Source organism: Tsukamurella spumae (genome assembly GCF_012396015.1).
GTDB lineage: Bacteria > Actinomycetota > Actinomycetes > Mycobacteriales > Mycobacteriaceae > Tsukamurella > Tsukamurella spumae.
This window is the reverse complement of sequence record NZ_JAAXOQ010000006.1, coordinates 62,148-86,745: the sequence shown is the minus strand read 5'-3', so window position 1 is coordinate 86,745 and position 24,598 is coordinate 62,148. Positions and strand designations below refer to the sequence as shown.

Genomic DNA, 24,598 nt, shown 5'->3' with positions numbered 1-24,598 from the left:
CACTGATCACCAAGACCACACCCCAACCCCGATTGGGGAATACTCACCCAGAACTGGGGGACATGACACACGGTCAGACGCCGGACGAGCATCCCCTCCCACACTGGGACACATGGGGAACTGACACCACCGCGCGTCCGCACATGCTCGGGTACGTCCGCGTATCGACGACCGCGTAGGTGCTCGATCAGCAGGAGGATCAACTCCTCGCCCACAGCTTCCCCTGCGAGCGCATGTTCGGGGATCGCCTCAGCGGGAAAGCGGGTACGGAACGCCCAGGGCTGCAAGCGATGCTGGACTACGCCCGCGCGGGCGATGTGATCTTGGTGGTGGGCATTGAGCGCTTGGGCAGGTCCGTCGCCGAGGTGTCCTCGACCATCGCCGAGCTGTCCGCGCGCGGGATCACGCTGCGCTCGCTGAGGGAAGGCATCGACACGTCCACGGCGGCGGGCCGCATGATTGCGTCCGTGCTCGCCAGCATCGCCGAGTTGGAGCTTGAGCTGGGAAGAGAGACCCGCGGTCCCTGACCACAGAGACAAGTAAGGCGCTGACCCAGGAAATCCCAGGTCAGCGCCCTGCTGTCGTCTCAACCAACGAGTCGGGGTGGCGGGATTCGAACCCACGACCTCTTCGTCCCGAACGAAGCGCGCTACCAAGCTGCGCCACACCCCGTGGTGACAACCTCGATAAGGTTACTACAGCCACCGTCGGGCGGGAAATCGGCAGGTCAGGCCTGTACCGACTCCGGGGCGATGACGGGGCCGAGCTCGAGCTCCCGGTCGCGGACGGGCGCGCCCACGAGGGTCAGCAGCGATGCCTCGGGGCGGCAGAACGTGCGGAACGGTGCCCATGGTGACGTGCCGAGGCCAGCGCTGACGTGCAGCTTCATATGCGCGCCCCAGGCGGAGGCACCCTTCACCCGCGAGCGATCCAACCCGCAGTTGGTGATCAGCGCGCCGTACACGGGCAGGCACAGCTGGCCGCCGTGGGTGTGGCCGGCGAGGGCGAGGTCGTAGCCGTCGGCGGCGAACCGATCGAGCACGCGCGGTTCCGGGGAGTGGGTGAGCGCGAGCCGTAGGTCGACGGCCTCGTCGGCGCGGCCCGCGATCGTCTCGTACCGGTCCCGCTCGATGTGCGGATCGTCGACGCCTGCGACCTGGATCGTGACTCCTCCGGCCTCGAGGCGACGGCGCTGATGCGTGGCATCGAGCCAGCCCCGCTCGGAGAACGCGGCGCGCAGGTCCTGCCAGGGCAGGGGCTCGCCGTGCTTGCGCTCGTGGTCCTTGTCGAAGTACTTGGCCGGGTTCTTCGGGGTGGGCCCGAAGTAGTCGTTGGACCCGAACACGAACAGGCCGGGGCGCGCCAACAGCGGATCGAGGGTCTGGACCACCGACGGCACGGCCCGCGGGTGCGACAGGTTGTCACCCGTGTTGACCACGAGGTCGGGCTCGAGAGCCGCCAGCTCGCGCACCCACCCCTGCTTGAGTCGCTGCGCGGGCGTCATGTGCAGGTCCGAGATGTGCAGGATCCGGAGGGTGGGCGTGCCGGGAGGCAGGATCGGCAGCGTGTGCTCGCGCAGCGTGAACGCGTTGCGCTCGAGGACCGTGGCGTAGGCGATGGACGCGATGCCCGCGCCCGCCAGGCCGGCACCGGCGCGGACAAGTGGGTGAACTGCCATTGCCCCAGGATACTCAGCTGCCGCCCCAGCGCACACCGCGTAACTTGGAGGCCATGTCAGAAGTGAAGGCCGCTATCCGCGACGATCTCAAGACCGCGATGAAGGCCAAGGACACCCTGGTCACCGGCACGCTCCGGATGCTGCTGTCCGCGATCCAGAACGAGGAGACCTCGGGCACCGCGCACGCCCTCACCGACGAGGAGTTCCTCAAGGTGGTCGCGCGTGAGGTGAAGAAGCGTGGCGAGGCGGCCGAGATCTTCGCCGCGAACGGCCGCGACGAGCTCGCCGACAAGGAGCGTGCCGAGGCCGAGGTCATGTCGCGCTACCTGCCGAAGCAGCTCGGCGACGACGAACTGAGTGCGCTCGTCGACGCCGCGGTCGCCGAGGTGACCGCCGAGCTCGGCGAGGCCCCGACGGTGCGCCAGATGGGCCAGGTCATGAAGGTCGCGAACGCGAAGGCGGCGGGCGCCGCGGACGGAAAGCGGCTGTCCACCGCCGTCAAGGCGAAGCTCGCCTAGTGGCGGGTGCACGCGACGACTCGCCCCGCTCGCGCCGCTCCCGGCGGCGGCCCGGCGCGATGTGGCTGTGGGTTCTCGTCTCGCTCGCTGCGGGCGCGGGGGCCATCGCCCTGTACCTGACCGCGATCATCCAGTGCTCGGCCCTGCTGGGCACGATGGGCTACCCGGGGAGTTTCCCGGGATCGCCGCTCGGCGTGCGCACCATCACGATCCTCGTGCTCGCGATCGCGGGGCTCGTGGTGTGCGCCGCGATGGCGTTCACGGGCCTGTTCGCCCTGTTCGGGCAACGCTGGGCGGCGGCGCTCTACGGCCTCGCCGTGTTCGCGGGGTTCCTCGCGGCCGCGGCCGCGGCGCTGCTGGGCAATGAGCGCGCCTACTCGGATCCGGTGAGCCGCTACGGTATCGACCACAACGGCGCCCCGCTCGCGGGTCTACCGATGTGGGGCGCCGTGATCGTGATGCTGCTCATGCTGTTCTCGCTGATCCTCACGCGGCCGGTGTACCGGTACGCGCAGGAGCGCAGCGGCGGGTAGCTCGGTTTCAGAGCGCGCCGAGGGCGTAGCCGCCCCACACCGCGACCACGCTCGCGACCAGCGTGCACAGTCCGTAGCCCACGCCCTCCCGATACCGCCTGTCCCGCAACAGAGTCAGCGTTTCGACGGTGGCCGTGCTGAAGGTCGTGTAGCCGCCGCACACACCGGTGCCGAGGATCGCCAGGGCCTCGCCGCCGATCCCGTTCCTCGCCGCGAGGCCCGCGAGGACCCCGAGCACGAAGGAGCCGGTCGTGTTGATCACGGCCGTGGACCACTCGACGAGCCGACGGCGCAGCGCACCGTCGACCAGGTATCGCAGGACGGCCCCGAGCCCGCCCCCGAGAGTGATCAGGAGGGTGGTCACGCCGGGATCACCTTGGGCACCGACAACGCCCCGGCGAGGGCCGCGACGAGACCGAGCAGCACCGTCGCACCGGCGTACAGCGCACCGACGGCCGGGGAGGCGCCGTGGATGTCCAGCGCGAACGCACTGTAGGTGGTCAGTCCCCCACAGAAACCCGTGCCCAACAGGAGCCTGACCCGACGGTGCCGCTCGTCGTCGGGTCGCTGCGCGAGCGCGGAGACGATGCCGCCGAGCAGGAACGTGCCGACCATGTTCACCGCGAAGGTTGCCCACGGGAACGGCGTGTGCGGCAACCAGTGCCCGACCTCGGCGCGCACGAAGGTGCCGACCGCGCCGCCCAGGAACACCAGTCCCAGGGCGGCGGGGCGGAGCAGGGTGCTCAGCGGACGATCAGACCGCGGTGGTCAGGTCGACGTCGATGTTGCCGCGCGTCGCGTTCGAGTAGGGGCAGAGCTGGTGCGCCTTGGCGACGATCGCCTCGGCGTCGGCCTGCGCGAGACCCGGGAGGGTCGCCGTGATCGCGGCGTTGATGCCGAACCCGGTCTCCGTCTTGCCGAAACCGACGGTCACCTCGACGGTGGCGTCGTCGGGGATCGTGACCTTCTCGGTGCGGCCGACGGCGCGGACGGCACCGAGGAAGCACGCGGCGTAGCCGGCGGAGAACAGCTCCTCCGGGTTGGTGCCCTCGCCGTTGCCGCCCATCTCCTTCGGGGGCCGGGTGTCGAGGTCGATGCGGCCGGTGGCCGACTTCACGTGACCGTCGCGGCCACCGCCGGTGGCGGTCGAGGAGATGGTGTAGACGACGTCCAGGCTCATATCGTGCGCTCCTTCGCATTCGTGCCGCCCGATTCCGGGCGGCGTCCCCCTCGACAGTAGTCCGCATCACGCCGCGCGTCCCCGGGGTTCGACGGTGCGCCGACCCGAGGCGGCAGGTGCCCGGAGCATGCGGTCCGGGGAAAGCGAGTACCTGGAGGAATCAGCGCGCGGCGGCGCAGTCGGGGCAGTAACCCCAGAAGGTCACCTCCGCCTCGTCGATGACGAAGCCGTGGTCCTCGTCGGCCGTCAGGCACGGGGCGGCCCCGACGGCGCAATCGATGTCGACGATCTTCGTGCAGGAGCGGCACACCAGGTGGTGATGGTTATCGGCGACCCGCGCCTCGTACCTGACCGCGGATCCGGCGGGCTCGATGCGCCTGAGCAGGCCCTTCTCCGCGCAGACCCGCAGCACGTCGTAGACGGTCTGCGTGGCGACGGTGCCGAGCCGGCCCCGCAGGAACTCCGCGACATCGTCCGCGGTGGCATGGGGATGCCCGTCGAGGAAGCCGAGCGCGGCGACGCGGGGCGCGGTGATCCGCAACCCCACGCCGCGCAGCCGATCCTCGGCGGTGTCCACCTCGCTCATGCGAAATAGAGTACGCCCGATGTCAGAACGATTCCAGGTTCAGTCGCGGGCTGTGAGCAGCCCCGTCCTCCTGCGCCACTGACGCCGCCCCAGGTGCGGCGTCCCGAGGAAGTCCTCGACCTCCCGCGCCAGCTTCTGCGGGCGGGTCACCAGGTCGACGTGGCCTCCGTCGTGCCGGTAGAGCGTCGCCCTCGGGAGGAGCAGCTCGAAGATCCGGCCGTTGATCATGGGGATGATCGGGTCGTCCTCGCCGAACACCAGGAGCGTCTTCTGGCGGATCACCGGCAGCGCGAAGATCGAGGTCCACACCGATCCGGCCATGAGCTGGTGCAGGTAGCCCATCTTCGATCCCGCGTGCATCTGCCGGGAGAAGGTCTCGCCGATGTCCGCCGAGTCCTCCCGGACCGACCCGCCGTACAGCTCGCCAGCCACCTGCGCCGCATAGGCGGGATCGCGGAAGCGCTTCGGCGTGACCATCTTCGACAGCACCCGCGGGTTGCCGGGCACCATGATCGCGCCCGTGCCGGTCGACACGAGGATCAGACGCCGGCAGCGCATCGGGTTCTGGAAGGCGAACTGCTGCGCCAACGCACCACCCCAGGACAGACCCAGGACGTCGACGACGCCGATGCCCAGCTCGTCCAGCACTCGCCCGACGATCCAGGCCAGGTACGGGAAACCGTAGGGCAGCAGGGAGGTCGGCGACTCACCCGTGCCGGGCGCATCGAACCGGACCACCGGGCGCTCGGGGTCGAGCGCCTCGACGAACGGGTCCAGCACCTCGAGGCTCGCACCGATTCCGTTGCACAGCACCAGCGGAACACCGGTTCCCGGCCGGTGGCGCACCCGGATCCGCTGCCCGCCCGTGGCGATCAGCAGGTCCTCGGGCAGCTCCACCTCGGAACCCTCGGCGCTCTTACTCGTGTCGGATGTGTTGTCGCTCATCGGTACAACACCACCGTATCGGCGATGCAAGCGGGACGTTCGGCACCGTCGACCTCGTAGGTCAGGCGGAAGACCGCCTCGATCGCCCCCTTCTTGTCCTGGGCGGACACCAGGCCGACGGTGGCCCGCAACCGCGAGCCGACCGGCACGGGCGACGGGAAGCGGACCTTGTCGAGCCCGTAGTTCAGCGCGGCCGAGTACTCCTCAACGACGAGGGCCTCCTGCAACAGCACCGGCGCGAGCGACAGCGTCAGGTAGCCGTGTGCGATGGTCCCCCCGAAGGGGCCCTTGGCCGCCCGCTCCGGATCCACGTGGATCCACTGATGATCGTCGGTGGCGTCGGCGAAGAGGTCGATCCGGTCCTGGTCGATGCTCACCCACTCGGTGGTGCCGAGCGTCTGCCCGACCATTCCGAGCAGCTCCTGCGGGGTCTTGACGGTGGTACTCACGCGATCACTTCTCCATCACATAGGTGCCGGGTGCGGGGGCGAGGGGCTCGAAACCGGGGGCTCCCAAGGCCGACGGTGCGCCGACCTCCGCCCCGCTGCGGGCGTCGAGCCACTGCAGGTGGTGCGGCCACCAGGAGCCGGACTGCTTCTCGGCGGTCTCGAACCACTCCTCCGGCGTCTGCTCCTGCAGGACCGGAGCGGTGCGGTAGGAGGCCTTCGGGTTACCGGGCGGGTTGACCAGAGAGGCGATGTGACCGGCCGTGGACAGCACGTAGGTGCTGTCCTTGCTGCCGAACAGCGCGGCGCTGCGCTCGGTGGCCTGCCAGGGGCAGATGTGATCGGAGATGCCGCCGAGCACGTACAGGTCGGCCTCGACCTTGGAGAGGTCCACCGGGGTGCCCAGCATCGTCGAGGCGCCGGGCGTGACCAGCTTGTTCTCCAGTCCCATGAGCACCATGTCGCGGTGCAGGGCGGCCGCCATCCGGGTCGTGTCGGCGTTCCAGAACAGCACGTCGAACGCGGCTGGCGGGCGGCCCTGGATGTAGTTGTTGACCACGTAGCGCCACACCAGGTCCGTCGGGCGGAGCCAGGCGAACATCTCCGCCATCGCGGCACCGTCGAGGTAGCCCTTGCTCGCGGAGGTGCGGATCGCGGCGTCGGCCGCCCGACGGTCCGCCAGTGCCGACGCGAAGCCCGCGTGGCTCTGGTCGAGGACGGTCACGCCGAAGGTCAGGCCGGCGATCCGGTCGCCGTGGCCCGTGGCGTACAGGTGCGACATGACCATCGCGGTGAGGATGCCGCCGGAGCAGGTGGCGAACACGTTCGCCGTGTCGACGCCCGTGATCACCTGCAGCGCATCGAGCGCCTCGATGATCGCCTTGCCGTACTCGTCGAATCCCCAGTCCCGGTGCCGCGCCGAGGGATTGCGCCACGAGATGGCGAACACCTGCTGGCCGCCCTTGACGTAGTGCTCCACGAGGCTGCGGCCGGGCGCGAGGTCCATGATGTAGAACTTGTTGATCACCGGGGGCACCAGTAGCAGCGGGACCTCGCGCACCTGCTTGGTCTGCGGGGCGTACTGGATCAGCTCGAACATCCGGGTCCGCAGCACGACGGTGCCCTTCGTCGTCGCGACGGTCTCGCCCACGTTGTAGGCCTTCGGATCGACCATCGACGGGACGCGCGGCTTGGAGGCCATGTCCTTGGCGAAGGCGGTGAGCCCGCGCACCATCGACAGGCCGCCGGTGTCGATCATCGCCTTCCAGCCGAGCGGCGAGACGAACGGGTTGTTCGTCGGCGACAGGCCCTCGATGAGGTTGTCGAGGACGAACCGCATCTTCTCGGCGTCCTTCCAATCCAGGTCGGCGTCGTCGTAGAGCCGGTCGGCCAGGTCGGCGATGGCGAGGTAGGCCTGCTCGATGCGGTTGAGCAGTGGGTTGTTGGCCCAGGCCGGATCCTTGAACCGGAAGTCGCCCTTCTTCGGCTCGCGGCCACTGCGGCCGACGGCGATCAGGCCCAGTTCCTTCGTCAGGCCCGCGATGCGCTCGGCCACGGTCACCGGCTGGCCGGCGAGCGCCTGCCCGAACCGGGCCCAGGCGGCGTTCGGCACCATGCGGGACGCGAACGATTTGGTGGAGTTGACGAGCAACAGATCCAGGGGGGCGACGATCTCGTCGGCGCCTTCTGCGGTGGTGGTCATGACGGGCGGCCTCGACTCTCTCGTTCGTGGGGTGATCAGTTGATCTCGGAGGGGACGGTGATGTCGCGCTTCTGGATCTTCCCGGTGGCGCCCTTGGGCAGGGTGTCAAGAAGCCAGACGTGGCGGGGGTACTTGTAGGCGGCCACGCGGTCCTTGACGTACTGGCGCAGCTCGTCGACGGTGGCGGCGATGCCGGGCTTGAGCGCGACGGCGGCCCCGACCTCCTCGCCCAGCTCGGTGTGGGGGACGCCGATCACGGCGACCTCGGCGACCGCGGGGTGCTCGTAGAGCACCTCCTCGATCTCGCGCGGGTAGACGTTGTAGCCGCCGCGGATGATGAGCTCCTTCTTCCGGTCGACGATGGAGAAGTAGCCGTCCGCGTCCATGATCCCGATGTCGCCGGTGGAGAACCAGCCCTCCGCGTCGATCGACGCGGCGGTGGCCTCGGGCAGATTCCAGTAGCCCTTCATCACGTTGTGGCCGGCGATCTGGACCTCGCCGCGCTCGCCCTGGGGCGCCTCGGAGCCGGAGGCGTCGACGATCCGCATCCGGATGCCCTCGATCGGGGTGCCGATGGTGCCGGCCTTGCGCTCCCTGTCGGGGTGGTTGAAGCACGCGACGGGCGAGGTCTCCGACAGGCCGTAACCCTCGAGGATCGCTGCGCCGAAGTCGCTCTCGAAGTCGGAGATGACCTGGAGCGGCAGCGCGGCACCGCCGGACGCACAGACCCGGAGTGAGGAGACGTCATCGCCGGGCTGCTTCGCCGCGATCAGCGCCGAGTACATCGTGGGCACGCCCTCGAAGATCGTGACCCGGTCGCGGGCGATCACCTCGAGCGCCTTGCGGGCGTCGAACCGCGGGACCAGGGTCAGCGTGAGCCCGAAGCGCACGGCGGCGTTGAGGCCGCAGGTGAGACCGAAGACGTGGAACAGGGGCAGGCAGCCCATCATCACGTCGCCGGGTCGCGCGTGGAACAGGGTGCGGCCGGCGATCTCGCAGTTGTTGGCCAGGCCGACGTGCGTCAGTTCGGCGCCCTTGGGCTTCCCCGTGGTCCCCGAGGTGTGCAGCACGACGGCGGTGTCGAGGTCCTCGCGCGGGACGACTCCGGGCGTCGGCTCGACATCGGCGAGCAGCTCCGCGAGCACCGCGTCGTCGACCAGGTGCGCCTCGGCACCCGCGTCCTTGGCGCCCGCGGCGGCCTCGGCGCCGAAGGTCGGGGCGACGAAAACCGCCTTGGCCGTGGTGTTCGCCAGATAGAACTCCACCTCGCGGGCCTTGAGCAGTGGGTTCATCGGGACCGCCACCGCGCCGCGGCGGAGGATGCCGTAGAAGACGATCGCGAAGGCCGGGATGTTGGGGAGCATCACGCCGACGCGATCGCCCGGCTCCACGCCGAGCGCGGCGAGGTGGGTCGCGAACTTCGCCGTCGCCTCGTCGAACGCCGCGTACGAGTACTCGAGATCGTCGCATTTGAGGGCGACCGCGTCGGGATGGGCGGCGGTCGCGGCGACGAGGTTCTCGGCGAGGTTCGTCATCGAGGGCTCCTTCGTGTGGTGGTGTCGTCTTCGTCCTTTCCAGAGTGACCTCCCACACCCCATTGGGTCGATGGTGATGGAAACAGCCTTTTGCGGCCGTCAGTGTTACCGAGCACAATCACCCGTGCTGGGAATCCCGACCGGTTTCTTCGGAGCGCGCCCGGCCAGGCGGCGTGCGGCGCCGCCTCCTCAGGCGGTCCCGTCGCGCGGCGCGTCGATCTGCAGACGCACACGCGCGTCGACCTCGAACGCCAGGCACAACTCGGCCACCTCGCGGGGCGCGTTGATCGACCGATCGGTGAGTTGCTCGATCCGTCGCAGGCGGTGGCGCACGGTGTTCGGATGCACGAACAGCTCGGCCGAGGCGTCCTTGACGTTGCCGTCGTGCGCGACCCACGCGCGGAAGGTCGCGAACAGCGGGTCCCGGTCCTCCGCCGGCAGTGCGTGGAGCTTGCGCAGTACCGCGCGGGCCAGGTCCACGGTGGTCTCGGGCGCGGCGATCGCCGCCGTGCCGAGCACGGAACCGTCGAACACCGACACCCCGGTCCCCGGCCCGACCAACTCGCGCCGCGCGAAGTTCAAGCCGTGCGGGGTGTCTCGGAGTTCGCTGAACGGCGCACTGACCCCGACGCGGGCCGTCGCGATGCGTCGCAGCAGGTCGATCACGGCGGTCCGGACGGCGACGGTGGGTGCGTGCACGACGCCGATCTGCTGGTCGGGCAGCAGCCGCCACGCGGAGTAGACATCGATCGCCCGGAGCCGGTCGACGATGCCGGGCAGGGGCTGCTTGCCCACCTCCGTGGTCGCCGCGGCCACCGCGAGGTAGGGCCCCGTCGTGGGCAGGCGCAGCAGCGTGGCGATCTCCCACAGACTCTGATCGCTCGGAATACGCCCCTGCAGAAGGTATTCGGCGAGGGCGGCACGCTCGGCGGCATCGTCGAGGGCCTGCTCTGTGGTGCGATCGCGATGGGCTCCGGCCATCGCGTCGACGAACTGGTCCTGCGCCTCCCACATGTGCTGCGCGGCGGCGAGGAGGGACTGCTTACTGAGGCCGGGTTGCTCCTCCGCGATGGCCATCACCTCCTGCCACATCCGGTGCACGCCGATGCGGTAGGCGTGCATCACGGCGGCGAGGGGCACGCCGAGCTCGGCCCGGGAACGACCGGTCGCCGCGGCGGGCGCGGTGTCGAACGACGGGGCCGTCAGCGCGTCCACCATGTACGTCAGGTTGTCCCGCACGGACTCGGCGAGGAACTCGTCGGAGACCCGGTCCGATGCCCCGTAGAAGGGGATGTCCGCGCGGATCGACGCGGCGACGGCCACCGTCACATCGCTCATCCGGGCGATCAGCGCCTCCTGGATCTGCGCGATCTCTACCTCACTCACAGCTGCCGATTGTGCTGCCTTCCGCCCTCCCGCGTATCCGATTTCGCCGCGTGTGGCGCGTCGCGGGCTCCGGAGTAGCTCGAAGCCGCCCCCGACTCGACCTAGACTCCGGCTCATGGATCTGATCCGGCACCTGCGGCACTGTCGGATCCGGTGGAGATGAGTGTGCGCGATCTGCTCCTCGGCCCTACCGCGCCGACACGGCATCCGGTACACCACGAAGATCGCGGCCGGCGGCGGCAAGGTCACGTGGGCGCCGACGCTGATCCACCCCGACGCCACCGCCGCGGGCTCGCGTCTGCGATACGCCGACGAGAAGCCGTACACCACCACGGTCGTCGACCGGAAGAATGCGCCGCTGATGACCCGGCAGACGGTCACCGTCGTGAACCTCGCCCCGGGGAAGGCCGCCTCCGCGGCCGAAAACGCTCGCCACCAGGCTCCGCACCGTCGATCCGTCGGTGACTGCCGCCGGACTCCGGAAGTCCTTGGAGGGCAAGACCTCCTCCACCGCCGTGATCTCGCTGCGGGCCGACGACGCGAGGCGGGTCGGCCCGCTCACCGGGATCGACGGGGTGACGGTCCGCGAGGAGGGCCGCCTGGTGACCGCCTCCCCGATGCTCCGCTCCCCGGTGATCACGGGGTTGGAGGAGCGTTGGCGCCGCGACGTCGATGCCGCGGCGGGATCGTCGGTCACCGTCGTCGACCGCGACGGCGCACCGGTCCGTCTGGTCGATTCCTTTCCGACGAAACAGATCCCGCCCGTCCGAACCACCCTCGACGCGGGGCTGCAACGCGCAGCGAATGCCGCCGTCGCGGGCGAGAAGCGCGCCACGATGCTCGTCGCGATCCGCCCGTCCACCGGAGGCATCCTCGCGGTCGCGCAGAACGCCGCCGCCGACGCGCAGGGCCCCGTCGCGTTGACCGGCTTGTACCCACCCGGTTCGACCTTCAAGACGGTCACCACCGCCGCGGCCCTGGACGCGAAGATCACCACCCCGGACGCGCGGCTGGCCTGTCCCGGTCGCGCGACCTTCGGCGACCGCACCATCCCCAACGAGAACGAATTCGCCCTCGGCACAATGCCTCTGCACACCGCCTTCGCCAAGTCCTGCAACACCACGATGGCCGGCCTGGGCACCGAACTCGGCGACACCGCGCTGCGCGACACCGCGAAAGGTTTCGGCCTCGGCGTGGACTTCACCGTCCCCGGCATCACCACCGTGACCGGCTCGGTACCCGCTGCGCGCACGCCGGCCGAGCGCGTCGAGGAGTCCATCGGACAGGGGCAGGTCACGGCCTCGCCCTTCGGGCTCGCCGTCGTGGAGGCCTCGCTCGCCGCCCGCAGCACGGTCCGGCCCGCGCTGTTCGACGGTGAGCCCGCCCGCGCGGACACCGAGGCCCGGCCCATCGACGCCGGCATCGCCGCGGCGCTGCGCGCCGCGATGCGGGAGACGGTGACCTCGGGGACCGCGACCGCCCTGCGCGACATCGAGGGCCTGGGCGGTAAGACGGGAACCGCCGAGTTCGGTGACAACACCCACGCGCACGGCTGGTTCGCCGGGATCGTGGGCGATCTGGCCTTCGCGACCCTGGTTGTGTCCGGCGAGAGCTCCGGGCCCGCCGTCGCGGTGAGCGGCGCCTTCCTCCGCGGGGCCGGTGACGACCTGCCGTGATCGCGGGTGCGGCCACACCCTGGATTGATAGACTGAAACGAACATTCACTGCGAAGGGGTTCCCATGCCACACCGTCGCCCGCTCGGCCGCCGCGCACTGGCCACCGGCCTCGCCTCGTTCGGACTGATCTCGATGAGCCTCGTCTCACCGATCGCGGTCGGCGCCGCGAACGCGCTCGAGCCCTGCCCGCCGGGACAGATGCCCTTCTACAACGGCAAGAACTGCATCATGCAGCTGTGCACACCGCCGTACAACCCCACCTTCCCGCCGTGCACGATGCCCCTGCCCACGCCGACCCCGACTCCCGGGATCACCGGGCCGAGCGGAATCCCCGGCCAGCCCTTCTGAACGGGCCGGTAGGCTCGGCGCGATGTTCGTCAAGGTGTGTGGGCTGCGGACGGCCGAGACCGTGGCCGCCGCGGTGGCTGCCAGCGCCGACGCGGTCGGCTTCGTCTTCGCGCCCGGCAGCGTCCGGCTGATCGACGCGGGCGCGGCCGCGCCCCTGGTCGCGGCAGTGCCCGAGGGCGTCGAGACCGTCGGAGTGTTCCGCGGTCAGCCGATCGACGAGGTGCTGCGCCTGGCCCGCGCGGCCGGCGTCGACACGATCCAGCTGCACGGCGACGAACCCGACGACCATTTCGTGCGCGCCGCCGCCGCGGGATTCGCGACCATCCGCGCGATCTCCGCCGCCCGGTACACCGCCTCCGGCCACGCCGGATCCGAGCGCCTGCTCATCGATGCGACGGTGCCCGGCTCGGGCGCCGCCTTCGACCCGGCGGACCTGCCGGTCCCCCCGGACGCCGATTGGCTGCTCGCCGGCGGCCTGCGGCCGGACAACGTGGCCGAACTCATCGCGGCGTTCGGGCCGTCCGGGGTGGATGTCTCCAGCGGCGTGGAGTCGGCTCCCGGGGTGAAGGACCCGGCCCGCATTCGCGCGTTCATCGCCGCCGCCCGGCCCTGACCTGCCGCTTCCCCCTTCGGCCGCGTCCCCTACACGGGGTAGTATTCGGCGCATGCTCCGCCCCGCCCGCCCCGAAGCCACGATCCGTGGCGCCGCGGTGGGCCTGGTCTCCTTCGCCGCGAGCCTGACGGCGCACACACTCGCCATGCGCGGCGGCCCGGCGACGATGCCGGGCCACGACATGGGTGGCGCGATGCCGATGGCGTCCGTGCACGCCGGGCACACGTCGGCGTCGATGGCGTCGATGCCCGGCCACGACATGGGTGTCGCAGGGGCGCACGCGATGCACGACATGACATCGACCGCGATGCCGGCGGCGGCACCGTCGGTCCCGATGACCGCGGTGCTCCTCCTGGCACTGGTGTGCGCCGCGCTCGCAGCACTCGCGGCACGCCCGCGTGCGACCGGCCCCGTCGGCGCAGCGGCGATGCTGCTGCTCGGCCAGGGCCTCGGCCACCTTGTACTCGGCGTCTCGATGGGGCACCTCGCGATGAGCCCGACCATGGCCGCGGCGCACCTCGCCTCGGCCGTCGCGGTGGGCGCCGTCGTCGCGGGCGCCGAGCACGCGCTGCGCTCCGCGCTCGCGTCACTCACCCCCCTGGCGACGATCCGGTGGGAGCCGCGCGGCACCGTCGTCGCCCCGGTCTGGACCTTCCGCGCCGTCCCGCTCCCCGTGCTCGCGCGGCACGGGGCGCTGCGCGCGCCGCCGCTCTGACACCACCTCCCGCTGTTCTCCGCCCGGATCGGCTCCGCCGCCCGGGCTTCCCGCGCGTACGCGCACAACTCTTGAGGTGACCCATGTCAGTGACCGAATCGGCGGCCGAAGACGCGCCCCCGACCCGAACACCCCCACCCGCCGGCCCGCAGGCGCGGCCCGGGTGGCGCGCCGCGATCCTGCGGCTGCACTTCTACGCGGGCCTGCTCGTCGGCCCGTTCCTGCTCATCGCGGCGATCAGCGGCGGGCTCTACGCCGCAGCTCCCACCGTCGAGCGATTCGTCTATGCGGACCGGATCACCGCGACAACGGACGGACCGGCACGGCCGCTATCGGAACAGGTCGCCGCGGCGCAGGCGAGCCGCCCGGACCTCCCGGTCGCGGCGGTCCGCACCGGCGACGGCCCGGGCCGCACGACCCGCGTGCTGTTCGACGACCCCGCTCTCGCGGCCGAGGGGCGCCAGCTCTCGGTGTACGTCGACCCCGCCTCCGCCCGGGTCCAGGGCGCGCTGCCGGTCTACGGCTCGACCGAGGCGCTGCCGATCCGGTTCTGGATCGACCGGCTGCACGTCGATCTGCATCTCGGCGCCGTCGGCCGCTTCTACAGCGAGCTCGCGGCGTCGTGGCTCTGGGTGGTCGCCCTGGGCGGGCTGTACCTGTGGTGGCGCCAGCGACGGGGGAACCCGAAGCGCATGCTGGCCTATCCGCGCGAGCAGAAGGGCCGAGGCGGCAGGATGAGCCGGCACGCAGCCATGGGCACATGGCTCCTGGTGGGCCTGCTGTTCTTCTCCGTGACGGGCCTGACCTGGTCGAAGTACGCGGGCGAGAACATCGGCCAGCTGCGCGCCGAGATGGGCTGGGTCAAGCCGACGCTGTCCACCTCGCTCACCCCGGGCGGCGAGCACACCGGTGGTGGCGGCGAGCACGCCGATCATCAGATGCCCACCGCGGTGCCGACCGTCTCGCCCGAGGTCGCCGCGCAGACGCGGGCCCGCAACATCGCCGTCCTGGACCGGGCCGTCACGGCGGCCGCCGAACGGGGCGTCGACGGTGCCGTCCAGGTCTCGATCCCGACGGATCCGTCCGTCGCGATCACGGTGGCGCAGACCCGGCAGCCCTGGCGCATGGGCATCGACTCGGCGGCGATCGACCCGGAGACGGGCCGGGTCGCGACCGTGCTCTCCTTCGCTTCCTGGCCGCTGCTCGCGAAGGCGACGGAGATCCTCATCAACACCCACATGGGGTGGCAGTTCGGTCTGCTCAATCAGATCGCGCTCGTCGCGTTCGCCGCGCTGCTCGTGGTCGTCATCGTGCGCGGTTACCTGATGTGGTGGCAGCGGCGCCCGAAGCGCGGCGGGCTCCCGACGCCGCCCGCACGGGGTGCGATCCGGAAGGTCGAACCGTCGCATGCGATTCCGGCGATTCTGGGCGTGGCCTTCCTCGGCTGGTTCCTGCCGGTGTTCGGCGTTTCCCTGCTCTGCTTCATCGCGCTCGATCTTGCGATAGGAGCGACTAAGAGGGGTGCGGCTAACCTAAGAAATAGGGGCTGACCTGCGCAAAGGGTCGCCTTGCCTGCATTGCGCGATAGCTGGAACGGTTCTAGAGTCGTCCACATGAAGTTGACGGATGCACTCGAAGAGAAGTTCAACGACCAGATCACGCTCGAGTTCGAGGCCTCGCTGGTCTACCGCCAGCTGGCCATCGAGATGGAGATCCGTGACCTGTCGGGCATCGCCGCGTGGCTGCGCCACCAGGCCGATGAGGAGATCGTCCACGCGAACAAGTGGATCGACCACCTGTCGGACCGCGGGAACCACCCGAAGATCGGCGCCTCGGCGGCCCCGAAGGTGGATGTGACGACCGTCCTCGACGTGTTCGAGGTCGCGCTGGAGCACGAGCGTCGCGTGTCGGACTCGATCCGCAACCTGTACCGCGCGGCGAACGACGACATCGACTCGAAGGCGCTCATCCAGTGGTTCGTCAACGAGCAGGTCGAGGAGGAGGCCACGGTCAGCGAGATCGTCGGTCGTCTCAAGCTCATCGACGGTGACGGCCCCGGCCTGCTCCGTCTCGACGAGGAACTCAAGTCGCGCCCCACGCGCACGACCGAGGCCTGATCAGACCACCTATTGCAGCCCGGGAAACGGGGCTCTCCGCTCGCGGAGGGCCCCGTTTTTCGTCCCGCGCGGCGCGCGAACCGGAACGAGGCCTCCACCCCTACGCTGATCAGATGCTCGCGCTTCACCTCCGGGCGGTGCAGCCATCGCCGCCCGGGCCCGGCACCGTCTGACCGTCACCGATCCGGAGGGCGCTCGATGATCCCACCCACTCTCGCCGACGAGACCTCCTCCGACGGTGCACCCGCCGCACCGTCGCCCTTCGACTACGCGACGGTCGTCCCGATCACCGTGCTCGCGGCAGTCGCCGCACTGTTCGGGGCGAGCCGCTACCACCTGTTCGGCGACGAGCTGTACTTCATCAGTGCCGGGCATCACCTTTCGGTGAGTTACGCCGACCAGGGCCCCATCCTGCCGCTCCTCGCGCGACTCGGCGAGGCCATGCCCGGCGACTCCCTCATCCTCTTCCGGCTGCCCTCGGTGATCGTGACGCTGATCGGTGTGGTGCTCGCCGCCCTGATCGCCCGCGAGCTCGGCGGCGGGCGGTTCGCGCAAGCGCTGTCCGCCTTCGCCTACGCCACGTCGACCTTCCTACTGCTGCAGTCCTCCCTGCTGGCGACGAATGCGATCGACACCCCGCTGTGGGTCGCGATCTCCTGGCTCGTGGTGCGCTGGGTGCGAACCCGGCGCGACTGGCTGCTGTTCGCGGCCGGCACGGTCACTGCGGTCGACATGCAGGTCAAGTGGTTGATCCCGCTGTTCTGGGTGTGTGTGATCGCCGCCTCGTCGATCTGGGGGCCGCGCGATCTGTGGCGGCGCCCGGCGCTGTGGGCGGGGCGCGGTCACCACGGTGACGATGGTGCCGGCCCTGCTCTGGCAGGCACGGCACGCATGGCCGTACCTGGAGCTGACCGGTCAGGTGGCGCAGGAGAGCCAGTACACGGGTGGCCGCCTGCTGTTCCTGCCCCTCATGCTCGTGATGGCCGGGGTACTCGGCGCCGTGCTGCTCCTCGTCGGCCTGTACGCACTGCTGCGCTCGGATAGCCTGCGCCCCTATCGATTCCTCGCTCCCGCGTTCATCCTGCTGGTCATCGTCTTCATCGTCACCAGCGGACGTCCGTACTACCCGGGAGGCATGTTCGCGGTGGTGTTCGCCGCGGGCGCCGTGGCGGTCGAACACTTCCGTCGGCGACGGATCCGTTGGGTCGCAATGCCTCTCGGTGCGATCGCCGTCGCGGTCGTGATCACGAGTCTGCCCTTCACGCCCGAGACGAAGATCCCCGAGCCGACCTCGGAGGTCGAGGCCGGCCTACGGATCTCCGTCTACGGACAGTTCGGATGGCCCGAAATGACTCTGGCCGTCGAGGAATCCATCGCCGCGCTGCCGCCGGCGGATCACCCCGCCGCGATCGTCACGAACTCCTACTGGCAGGCGGCCGCGCTCGACTACTACGGATCCCGTCTTCCACCGGTCTACAGTCCGGCCCGCGGCTACGGATTCTTCGGCCGCCCCGCCGACTCCGCGACGACGGTGCTGTGGATCGCCGACGCCGACGATCCCGCGGCGACCGACATGTGCACCTCGTCCCGCACACTGCGGAGCGTGCATCACCGGATCGGAATGCCGGGCGCCTCCACCGATGTCGACATCCGACTGTGTCATGCCCGCGCGCCCTGGTCGCAGCTGTGGCCGGACCTCCGGCGGATGTGATCGGCGCGCGGCTCAGACCAGCTGATCCAGGGCGATCTCGAACGCGGTGGCGGCCACCAGCGTCGAGCTCGCGGACCGGGCGTGGCAGCGCTCGAGCGCGGTGCCGATGGTGCGGGAGACATCACCGAAGATCGACTCGTCGGAGACCTCGACCTCACCCTCCATGAGCATCGCGAACGCGCGGGCCATGCCGCAGTTGGCGATGAAGTCGGGGATCACGGCAACCTGCTGATCGGCGTGCTCGTAGACGGGACCGTAGAAGATCTCGGGGTCGGCGAAGGGCACGTTCGCGCCGCACGCGACCATCTCGAGGCCGGCGCCGATCATCTCGTCGATCTGCTCGCGGGTGACGAGACGCGATGCGGCACAGGGCAGGAAGACCTCGGCGCCGACCGACCAGATCCGCTCTGCGGCCTCGTCGAAGGTCAGCAGGTCGTCGGCCACCAGCTGGTTGCCCTGCTTGGCCAAGTACAGGTCGGTCACCTCGTCGGCGCTGATGCCCTCGGGCCGCACGATGCCGCCGTCACGGTCCATGATCCCGACGATCCGCGCCCCGGCCTGCCCCGCGTAGTAGGCCGCCGCCGCACCGACATTGCCCCAGCCCTGCACGATCACGCGCTTGCCCTCGAGCGAGCCGCCGTACACGCGGTAGAAGTGGCGCACCGATTCCGCGACGCCCCACCCCGTGATGAGGTCGGCCACGCTGTAGCGGCGGCCGTGGTCCGGCGTGAACCGAGGGTCCTCCACGATCTTCGCGACGCCGAGCCGCAGCTGCCCCACCCGCTGCACGTGATCGCGGGCGTCGGGGGCGAAGTGGCCGTTGACGACTCCCTCCTGCGGGTGCCACAGGCCGAGGCTCTCCGTGATCGGGACGACCTCGAGCTTCTCGTCCACGTTGAGGTCGCCACCCGTACCGTAGTACGCCTTGAGCAGGGGCGTGACGGCCGTGAACCAGCGGCGCAGCACCTCGTCCTTGCGCGGATCCGTGGGATCGAAGTCGATGCCGGACTTGGCACCACCGATCGCTGGACCGGCCACGGTGAACTTGACCTCCATGGTCTTGGCGAGCGACTCGACCTCACGACGGTCCAGACCGCGTCGCATCCGGGTACCGCCGCCGGCCGCGCCACCACGCAGGGAGTTGATGACGGTCCAGCCGCGGGCGGAGGTCTCGGGGTCGTGCCATTCGAAGACCACCTCGGGTGCCTTGGCTTCGAACCGGGTGAGCAGCTGCTTCATGTCGCTCCTGTGGGGCTGCGGGATCGGGTGTGAACGAGACCACTGTGCGACCGGGTGACGGCGCCGGACAACCGATGCACGACTGACCGCGCAGAATGCCCATCCCGTGCCGGTTCCGCGATCGAGAACTGCGCAATCTGCGCAGCGACCCGCGTCGAACGTGATCAACCGCGATAGCGGGGTGCTCTCGACACCGGCCGGGCGTCGAGCGTCCGCAACAGCGGCATCGCCCGGAAGGGCACGATCTCGGACAGCACGACGATGCTGATCGACCGCGCGACCAGCGGCGATCGCCCGATCCGGAGCAGGGTCTCCTGCAGTCCCCGATGCGAGTCGGCGGCCACGCGGCAGAGCACGTCACTGCCGCCGGTGGTGGCGAAAGCCTCGAGCACGTTCGGGATCCCTGCCAGTTCATCGGCGACGGCGCTCAGCTCGCCCTGCGCCGTCTCCAGTTGCACGAAGCACTGGACGCCGAAGCCGGCGGCCGCGACATCGAGGTGCGGCTGATAGCCGGCGATGACGCCCGCATCCTCCAGCTTCTTCAGCCTGGCCTGGACTGTCGCGCGGGCCACGCCCACGCGGCGCGACGTCTCCAGCACGCCGATCTGCGGGTCGCGGTTCAGCGAGTCGAGCAGCGCGAAGTCGACATCATCCAGCGTCACCGCTTCCTGCATGACGACCTCTTTCCTAGTCGATCTGACTACATCATTCGGTGTATCACCGGCGGATCGCGACAGTTTGAGCATCCAGAGCTGTCGACATTGCCACCTAGCCGTGCGGGGCCGATCGTAGTGACGCACATTACATCCATCCCGGAAGGTGAGCAGACCATGACGCAGACCACCGCCCCGCAGTCCACCCTCGAGCAGACACTGACTGACGAGGAGAGGCTCGCAGGCCTCGGCGCCGACCAGCTGCAGCAGCTCGTCGGCCTCGTCTCCTACGACGCCACGCGCGACAGTTTCCCCGTCAACGGCTGGGACGCGATCGTCTTCGTGGTGGGCAACGCAACCCAGACCGCGCACTACTACCAGTCCGTCTGGGGCATGGAGCTCGTCGCGTACCGCGGCCCGGAGCAGGGCGCCCGCGACCACAAGTCCTACGTCCTGCGCTCCGGCTCGATCCGGTTCGTCGTCCAGGGCGCCGTCAGCCCGGACAGCCCGCTGATCGCCCACCACCGCCGTCACGGCGACGGGGTCGTCGACATCGCGCTCGAGGTCCCTGACGTGGACCGGTGCATCGCCCACGCCCGGGCCTCCGGCGCGACGGTGCTCGAGGAGCCGCACGACATGACCGACGAGCACGGCACGGTCCGGATCGGCGCGATCGCGACCTACGGGGAGACCCGGCACACGCTGGTGCAGCGCGTTGTCGACGGTGCGCGGTACCAGGGCGCGTACCTGCCCGGTTACGTTCCGGCCACCAGCACCTTCCGCAAGCGCGACGGTGCCCCCAAGCGGATCTTCCAGGCCCTGGACCACATCGTCGGTAATGTCGAGCTGGGCCGCATGGACGAGTGGGTCGGCTTCTACAACCGCGTCATGGGCTTCACCAACATGGCGGAGTTCATCGGCGACGACATCGCTACCGACTACTCGGCGCTCATGTCCAAGGTGGTGGCCAACGGCAACCACCGCGTGAAGTTCCCCCTCAACGAGCCGGCGATCGCGGCGAAGAAGTCACAGATCGACGAGTATCTCGAGTTCTACGACGGGCCGGGAGCGCAACACCTCGCCGTCGCGACCAACGACATCCTCACCTCCGTGGACGCGCTGCGCGCGGAGGGAGTGGAGTTCCTCAACACCCCCGACGCCTACTACGACGACCCCGAGCTGCGCGCCCGGATCGGCGAGGTGCGGGTGCCCGTCGAGGAACTGCAGAAGCGCGGCATCCTGGTCGACCGCGACGAGGACGGCTACCTGCTGCAGATCTTCACCAAGCCGCTGGGCGACCGGCCCACGGTGTTCTTCGAGCTCATCGAGCGGCACGGCTCGCTCGGGTTCGGCAAGGGCAACTTCAAGGCCCTGTTCGAGGCCATCGAGCGCGAGCAGGACAGCCGCGGCAACCTCTGAAGAGACACCACCACCAGGAGGGTTCCCATGGCCTACTACCGCAGCGTCGGCATGATTCCGCCCAAGCGCCACACCCAGTTCCGGCGCGAGGACGGCGAGCTCTACTACGAGGAGCTGGTCGGCGAGGAGGGCTTCTCGTCCGACTCCTCACTGCTGTACCACCGCGGCATCCCGTCGGCGATCACCGCGGCCGCGCCATGGGAGCCGGGCGACCTGAGCCTGACGCCCAATGCCCCACTGCTGCCCCGGCACCTGCGGCTGCACGACCTGTTCGACGACGCCGCGGCCTCCGCCGCGGACGCGGTGACCGGCCGGCGGCTGGTGCTGGGCAACGCCGACGTGCGAATCTCCTACGTGGCAGCGGGGACACCGTCGCCCCTGTACCGCAACGCGATCGGCGACGAATGCGTGTACATCGAGGACGGCGCAGGTACGGTCGAGACCGTCTTCGGCGCACTCGAGTTCCGCACGGGCGACTACGTGCTGATGCCTCGCGCTACGACCCATCGCTGGGTGCCGGCGGAGGGGACGACGGTGCGCGCCTACGCGATCGAGGCGTGCGGCGGGGGCGGCGGTCACATCGCCCCGCCCCAGCGGTACCTGTCGCGGTACGGGCAGCTGCTCGAGCACGCCCCGTTCTGCGAGCGGGACCTGCACGGACCGTCGGAGCCCCTACTGCGCGAGAGTACCGATGTCGAGTTGCTGGTCAAGCATCGCGGCCCCGGCGGCGCGACCGGCACCCGCTACGTCCTGCCGACGCACCCGTTCGACGTGGTCGGTTGGGACGGCTGCCTGTACCCGTACACGTTCAACGTGGAGGACTTCGAGCCGATCACGGGCCGGGTGCACCAGCCGCCGCCCGTGCACCAGGTCTTCGAGGGACACAACTTCGTGGTCTGCAACTTCGTGCCGCGCAAGGTCGACTACCACCCGCTGTCGATCCCCGTGCCGTACTACCACTCGAACGTGGACTCCGACGAGGTGATGTTCTACGTGGCGGGCGACTACGAGGCGCGCAAGGGAACGGGCATCGGCCCGGGATCGATCTCGCTGCATCCGGGCGGCCACGCTCACGGCCCACAGCCCGGCGCGATGGAGGGCAGCATCGGCATGGAGCGGTTCGACGAGCTGGCCGTCATGGTCGACACCTTCGCGCCGCTGCAGTTGGGCGAGGGCGCCCGCGCCACGGACGACAGTGTCTACTACCGCAGTTGGTCGCGATGACCCCGCTCCTGGCTGGGCTCGTCGACGACGCCGGCCTGTTCCCGGAGCCCGCCGAGGTCGCGAACGCGCTGGTCTCCGCCGCTCTCGACACAGAAGGACACCGATCGTGACCACCACCTGGGCGCCCGTGCCCGCCGGCTCCGGCTTCGGCGTCGAGAACCTGCCCTACGGGGTCTTCCGTCCGGTCGACGGCGCCGCTCGCGTGGGCGTGCGTATCGGTGACCATGTGCTCGATCTCGCGGCCGCCCTCGGAGACCCCGTGTTCGCGACGCCGTCACTGAACGGCTTCCTCGCCCGCGGCCGCACGGAGTGGAGCCGAGTGCGCGCCGAGATCGGCTCGCTGCTCACCGATCCCGCGCGCGAGACGGACGGAGCCGCGGCCCTGCATCCGCTGACGGAGGTGACGCTGCATCTCCGCTTCGCGGTCGCCGACTACGTCGACTTCTACGCCAGTGAGCACCACGCCACCAACCTGGGCCGCATGTTCCGCCCGGATTCCGCTGCGCTGCTGCCGAACTGGAAGCATTTGCCGGTCGGGTATCACGGTCGTGCGGGCACCGTCGTCCCCTCCGGGACGCCCGTCGTGCGGCCCGCGGGGCAGCGGAAGGCACCGTCCGACGACGCACCGGTGTTCGGTCCGTCCGGTCGCCTGGACATCGAGACCGAGCTGGGCTTCGTCGTGGGGGCGCCGAGCACGCTCGGAAGCAGCGTCGGCACGGGCGATTTCGCCGAGCACGTCTTCGGCGTGTGCGTGGTGAACGACTGGTCGGCGCGCGACATCCAGGCGTGGGAGTACGTGCCACTGGGCCCGTTCCTGGGCAAGAGCTTCGCAACCTCGATCTCGCCGTGGATCGTCCCGCTGGAGGCCCTGGATGCCGCTCGCGTCGCGGTCCCCACGCAGGCCCCCGTGCCGCTCCCCCACCTGCGGGAGACCGAGATGTGGGGCCTGGACATCGTTTTCGATGTCGAGCTCAACGACACGCGGATCTCCCGCCCGCCCTACGCGCAGATGTACTGGTCGCCCGCGCAGATGCTGGCGCACATGACCAGCAACGGCGCGAGCCTGCGCACCGGCGACCTGTTCGCCTCCGGCACCGTCTCCGGCCCGGAGCGCGACCAGCGCGGTTCGCTCATCGAGCTCACCTGGAACGGCACCGAACCGCTGCGTCTCGCCGACGGCTCCGAGCGCACCTTCCTGGAGGACGGCGACGTGGTCACCATCAGCGCCACAGCGTCCGGACCGAACGGCACCCGCATCGACCTCGGCGAGGTCACCGGCAGGATCGCACCCACCCCGGCCTGACGGCGGACCGTCGAAAACCCGGAAGCACCGGCCCGGGCGAGGTCTAGACCAGCAGCTCCGCGATCTGCACCGTGTTCAGCGCGGCGCCCTTGCGCAGGTTGTCGCCGCTGATGAACAGCGCGAGGCCACGCCCCTCGGGCACGCCCGGATCCTGGCGGATGCGGCCGACGAGCGAGTCGTCGGCCCCGGCGGCGGCCAACGGGGTCGGCACGTCGACGAGCTTGACTCCCGGCGCGGAAGCCAGCAGCTCCTGCGCCCGCGCGACCGACAGCGGCGAGGCGAACTCGGCGTTGATCGACAGGGAGTGGCCCGTGAGCACCGGCACGCGCACGCACGTGCCACTCACCAGCAGATCGGGAAGGCCCAGGATCTTGCGCGACTCGTTGCGCAGCTTCTGATCCTCGTCCGTCTCGCCCGAGCCGTCGTCCACGATCGCGCCGGCCAGCGGCAACACGTTGAACGCGATCGGCGCGACGTACTTGTTCGGCGCGGGGAAATCCACTGCCGAGCCGTCGTGCACGAGCTTCTCCGCCTCGGGCTCCACGGCGCGGATCTGGGAGACCAGCTCCTCCACGCCGGCCAGGCCCGAACCGGAGACGGCCTGGTACGAGGAGACGATGAGCCGCTGCAGGCCCGCCTCGTCGTGCAGCACCTTGAGCACCGGCATCGCGGCCATCGTGGTGCAGTTCGGGTTGGCGATGATGCCCTTCTTGAGGTCGCGGACCTGCTCGGGGTTCACCTCCGAGACCACGAGCGGCACGTCCGGATCCTTGCGGAAGGCGCTCGAGTTGTCGATCACGGTGACGCCCGCGGCGGCGAACCGGGGCGCCTGCACGCGGGACATCGTCGCGCCCGCGCTGAACAGCGCGATGTCGAGGCCCGTCGGGTCGGCGGTCTCGGCGTCCTCGACCACGATCTCCCGGTCGCCGAAGGGCAGCGTCTTGCCCGCGGACCGCGAGGACGCGAAGAACCGCACCTCGTCGGCCGGGAAGTTCCGGTCCAGCAGCAACTGCCGCATGACGGCGCCCACCTGGCCGGTGGCGCCGACGACTCCTACCCGTACACCCATG

Annotated in this window: 26 protein-coding genes, 1 tRNA gene and 1 pseudogene; 14 read left to right on the top strand and 14 right to left on the bottom strand. The window is 70.1% G+C overall.

What is annotated here, in order from left to right:
* Positions 1-179: 179 nt before the first annotated feature.
* Positions 180-518: pseudogene (locus HF999_RS06165) on the top strand (recombinase family protein); the annotation flags it as partial.
* 80 nt (positions 519-598) lie between these two features.
* Here the strand turns inward: HF999_RS06165 and HF999_RS06160 are convergent.
* Positions 599-672 (bottom strand) — tRNA-Pro (locus tag HF999_RS06160).
* 55 nt (positions 673-727) lie between these two features.
* A complete protein-coding gene (locus HF999_RS06155) occupies positions 728-1,678 on the bottom strand; it encodes a metallophosphoesterase (RefSeq protein WP_168545027.1) in 951 nt (316 codons plus the stop codon).
* A gap of 53 nt (positions 1,679-1,731) precedes the next feature.
* On the opposite strand from HF999_RS06155, the gene HF999_RS06150 reads away from it, so the two are divergent.
* Together HF999_RS06150 and HF999_RS06145 are read left to right on the top strand one after the other, a co-directional pair.
* Positions 1,732-2,196: a GatB/YqeY domain-containing protein gene (locus HF999_RS06150; RefSeq protein ID WP_168545026.1), complete on the top strand. Its 465-nt coding sequence runs from the start codon at positions 1,732-1,734 to the stop codon at positions 2,194-2,196.
* On the top strand, positions 2,196-2,729 hold the full coding sequence (locus HF999_RS06145; RefSeq protein WP_168545025.1) for a hypothetical protein: 534 nt from the start codon (positions 2,196-2,198) through the stop codon (positions 2,727-2,729). Before HF999_RS06150 ends, HF999_RS06145 begins: the two co-directional genes overlap by 1 nt.
* 7 nt (positions 2,730-2,736) lie before the next feature.
* Here the strand turns inward: HF999_RS06145 and crcB are convergent, their stop codons facing one another.
* The 9 genes from crcB to HF999_RS06100 form a co-directional block, all read right to left on the bottom strand.
* Positions 2,737-3,093 carry a fluoride efflux transporter CrcB gene (crcB, locus tag HF999_RS06140; RefSeq protein WP_168545024.1) on the bottom strand — a complete coding sequence of 119 codons (357 nt, stop codon included), beginning with the start codon at positions 3,091-3,093 and terminating at the stop codon, positions 2,737-2,739.
* Positions 3,090-3,440 carry a fluoride efflux transporter FluC gene (locus HF999_RS06135; RefSeq protein ID WP_312854040.1) on the bottom strand — a complete coding sequence of 117 codons (351 nt, stop codon included), beginning with the start codon at positions 3,438-3,440 and terminating at the stop codon, positions 3,090-3,092. The genes crcB and HF999_RS06135 overlap by 4 nt, the downstream gene beginning before the upstream one ends.
* 43 nt (positions 3,441-3,483) lie before the next feature.
* Positions 3,484-3,909, bottom strand: a complete 426-nt coding sequence (locus HF999_RS06130; protein ID WP_168545023.1) for an organic hydroperoxide resistance protein — start codon at positions 3,907-3,909, stop codon at positions 3,484-3,486.
* Positions 3,910-4,069: 160 nt separating this feature from the next.
* Positions 4,070-4,495: a Fur family transcriptional regulator gene (locus tag HF999_RS06125; protein WP_168545022.1), complete on the bottom strand. Its 426-nt coding sequence runs from the start codon at positions 4,493-4,495 to the stop codon at positions 4,070-4,072.
* A 39-nt stretch (positions 4,496-4,534) separates the two neighbouring features.
* Complete coding sequence (phaZ, locus tag HF999_RS06120) at positions 4,535-5,440, bottom strand: poly(3-hydroxyalkanoate) depolymerase (RefSeq protein ID WP_168545021.1); 906 nt, start codon at positions 5,438-5,440, stop codon at positions 4,535-4,537.
* Positions 5,437-5,889 (bottom strand): MaoC family dehydratase, encoded by a 453-nt coding sequence (locus tag HF999_RS06115; RefSeq protein WP_312854039.1) that lies wholly within the window; start codon positions 5,887-5,889, stop codon positions 5,437-5,439. The genes phaZ and HF999_RS06115 overlap by 4 nt, the downstream gene beginning before the upstream one ends.
* 4 nt (positions 5,890-5,893) lie before the next feature.
* Positions 5,894-7,588 (bottom strand): PHA/PHB synthase family protein, encoded by a 1,695-nt coding sequence (locus HF999_RS06110; RefSeq protein WP_168545020.1) that lies wholly within the window; start codon positions 7,586-7,588, stop codon positions 5,894-5,896.
* A gap of 35 nt (positions 7,589-7,623) precedes the next feature.
* Positions 7,624-9,123, bottom strand: a complete 1,500-nt coding sequence (locus HF999_RS06105; protein WP_168545019.1) for a long-chain-fatty-acid--CoA ligase — start codon at positions 9,121-9,123, stop codon at positions 7,624-7,626.
* A gap of 189 nt (positions 9,124-9,312) precedes the next feature.
* On the bottom strand, positions 9,313-10,509 hold the full coding sequence (locus tag HF999_RS06100) for a PucR family transcriptional regulator (RefSeq protein WP_312854038.1): 1,197 nt from the start codon (positions 10,507-10,509) through the stop codon (positions 9,313-9,315).
* A gap of 461 nt (positions 10,510-10,970) precedes the next feature.
* Here HF999_RS06100 and HF999_RS22435 point away from each other — a divergent pair, with 461 nt between their 5' ends.
* The 8 genes from HF999_RS22435 (at position 10,971) to HF999_RS22425 (ending at position 17,690) form a co-directional block, all read left to right on the top strand.
* A complete protein-coding gene (locus HF999_RS22435) occupies positions 10,971-12,185 on the top strand; it encodes a penicillin-binding transpeptidase domain-containing protein (RefSeq protein ID WP_312854037.1) in 1,215 nt (404 codons plus the stop codon).
* Between the two features lie 64 nt (positions 12,186-12,249).
* Complete coding sequence (locus tag HF999_RS06090) at positions 12,250-12,534, top strand: hypothetical protein (protein ID WP_168545017.1); 285 nt, start codon at positions 12,250-12,252, stop codon at positions 12,532-12,534.
* A gap of 22 nt (positions 12,535-12,556) precedes the next feature.
* Positions 12,557-13,147 carry a phosphoribosylanthranilate isomerase gene (locus HF999_RS06085; RefSeq protein ID WP_168545016.1) on the top strand — a complete coding sequence of 197 codons (591 nt, stop codon included), beginning with the start codon at positions 12,557-12,559 and terminating at the stop codon, positions 13,145-13,147.
* Positions 13,148-13,199: 52 nt separating this feature from the next.
* On the top strand, positions 13,200-13,862 hold the full coding sequence (locus HF999_RS06080) for a hypothetical protein (RefSeq protein WP_168545015.1): 663 nt from the start codon (positions 13,200-13,202) through the stop codon (positions 13,860-13,862).
* A gap of 83 nt (positions 13,863-13,945) precedes the next feature.
* On the top strand, positions 13,946-15,412 hold the full coding sequence (locus tag HF999_RS06075) for a PepSY-associated TM helix domain-containing protein (protein ID WP_168545014.1): 1,467 nt from the start codon (positions 13,946-13,948) through the stop codon (positions 15,410-15,412).
* A gap of 63 nt (positions 15,413-15,475) precedes the next feature.
* The gene (locus HF999_RS06070) at positions 15,476-15,979 is read left to right on the top strand and encodes a ferritin (protein ID WP_168545013.1); all 504 of its coding nucleotides are present in this window, start codon (positions 15,476-15,478) and stop codon (positions 15,977-15,979) included.
* 198 nt (positions 15,980-16,177) lie between these two features.
* Positions 16,178-17,023, top strand: a complete 846-nt coding sequence (locus HF999_RS22430) for an ArnT family glycosyltransferase (RefSeq protein ID WP_246207366.1) — start codon at positions 16,178-16,180, stop codon at positions 17,021-17,023.
* Positions 16,959-17,690 (top strand): hypothetical protein, encoded by a 732-nt coding sequence (locus tag HF999_RS22425; protein ID WP_246207364.1) that lies wholly within the window; start codon positions 16,959-16,961, stop codon positions 17,688-17,690. Before HF999_RS22430 ends, HF999_RS22425 begins: the two co-directional genes overlap by 65 nt.
* 12 nt (positions 17,691-17,702) lie before the next feature.
* Here the strand turns inward: HF999_RS22425 and HF999_RS06060 are convergent, their stop codons facing one another.
* Both HF999_RS06060 and HF999_RS06055 read right to left on the bottom strand, forming a co-directional pair.
* Positions 17,703-18,929, bottom strand: a complete 1,227-nt coding sequence (locus HF999_RS06060) for a Glu/Leu/Phe/Val dehydrogenase dimerization domain-containing protein (protein ID WP_168545012.1) — start codon at positions 18,927-18,929, stop codon at positions 17,703-17,705.
* A gap of 164 nt (positions 18,930-19,093) precedes the next feature.
* Positions 19,094-19,603 (bottom strand): Lrp/AsnC family transcriptional regulator, encoded by a 510-nt coding sequence (locus tag HF999_RS06055; protein WP_168545011.1) that lies wholly within the window; start codon positions 19,601-19,603, stop codon positions 19,094-19,096.
* A gap of 156 nt (positions 19,604-19,759) precedes the next feature.
* Here HF999_RS06055 and hppD point away from each other — a divergent pair, with 156 nt between their 5' ends.
* The 3 genes from hppD to fahA all read left to right on the top strand — a co-directional run bounded on the left by hppD (position 19,760) and on the right by fahA (position 23,528).
* Positions 19,760-21,001: a 4-hydroxyphenylpyruvate dioxygenase gene (gene hppD, locus HF999_RS06050; RefSeq protein WP_168545010.1), complete on the top strand. Its 1,242-nt coding sequence runs from the start codon at positions 19,760-19,762 to the stop codon at positions 20,999-21,001.
* Positions 21,002-21,028: 27 nt separating this feature from the next.
* Positions 21,029-22,225: a homogentisate 1,2-dioxygenase gene (locus HF999_RS06045; protein ID WP_168545009.1), complete on the top strand. Its 1,197-nt coding sequence runs from the start codon at positions 21,029-21,031 to the stop codon at positions 22,223-22,225.
* A gap of 106 nt (positions 22,226-22,331) precedes the next feature.
* Positions 22,332-23,528 carry a fumarylacetoacetase gene (gene fahA / locus HF999_RS06040; protein WP_312854036.1) on the top strand — a complete coding sequence of 399 codons (1,197 nt, stop codon included), beginning with the start codon at positions 22,332-22,334 and terminating at the stop codon, positions 23,526-23,528.
* Between the two features lie 43 nt (positions 23,529-23,571).
* On the opposite strand, the gene HF999_RS06035 is transcribed toward fahA, so the two are convergent.
* A complete protein-coding gene (locus tag HF999_RS06035; protein ID WP_168545008.1) occupies positions 23,572-24,597 on the bottom strand; it encodes an aspartate-semialdehyde dehydrogenase in 1,026 nt (341 codons plus the stop codon).
* Between the last annotated feature and the right edge of the window lies 1 nt (position 24,598).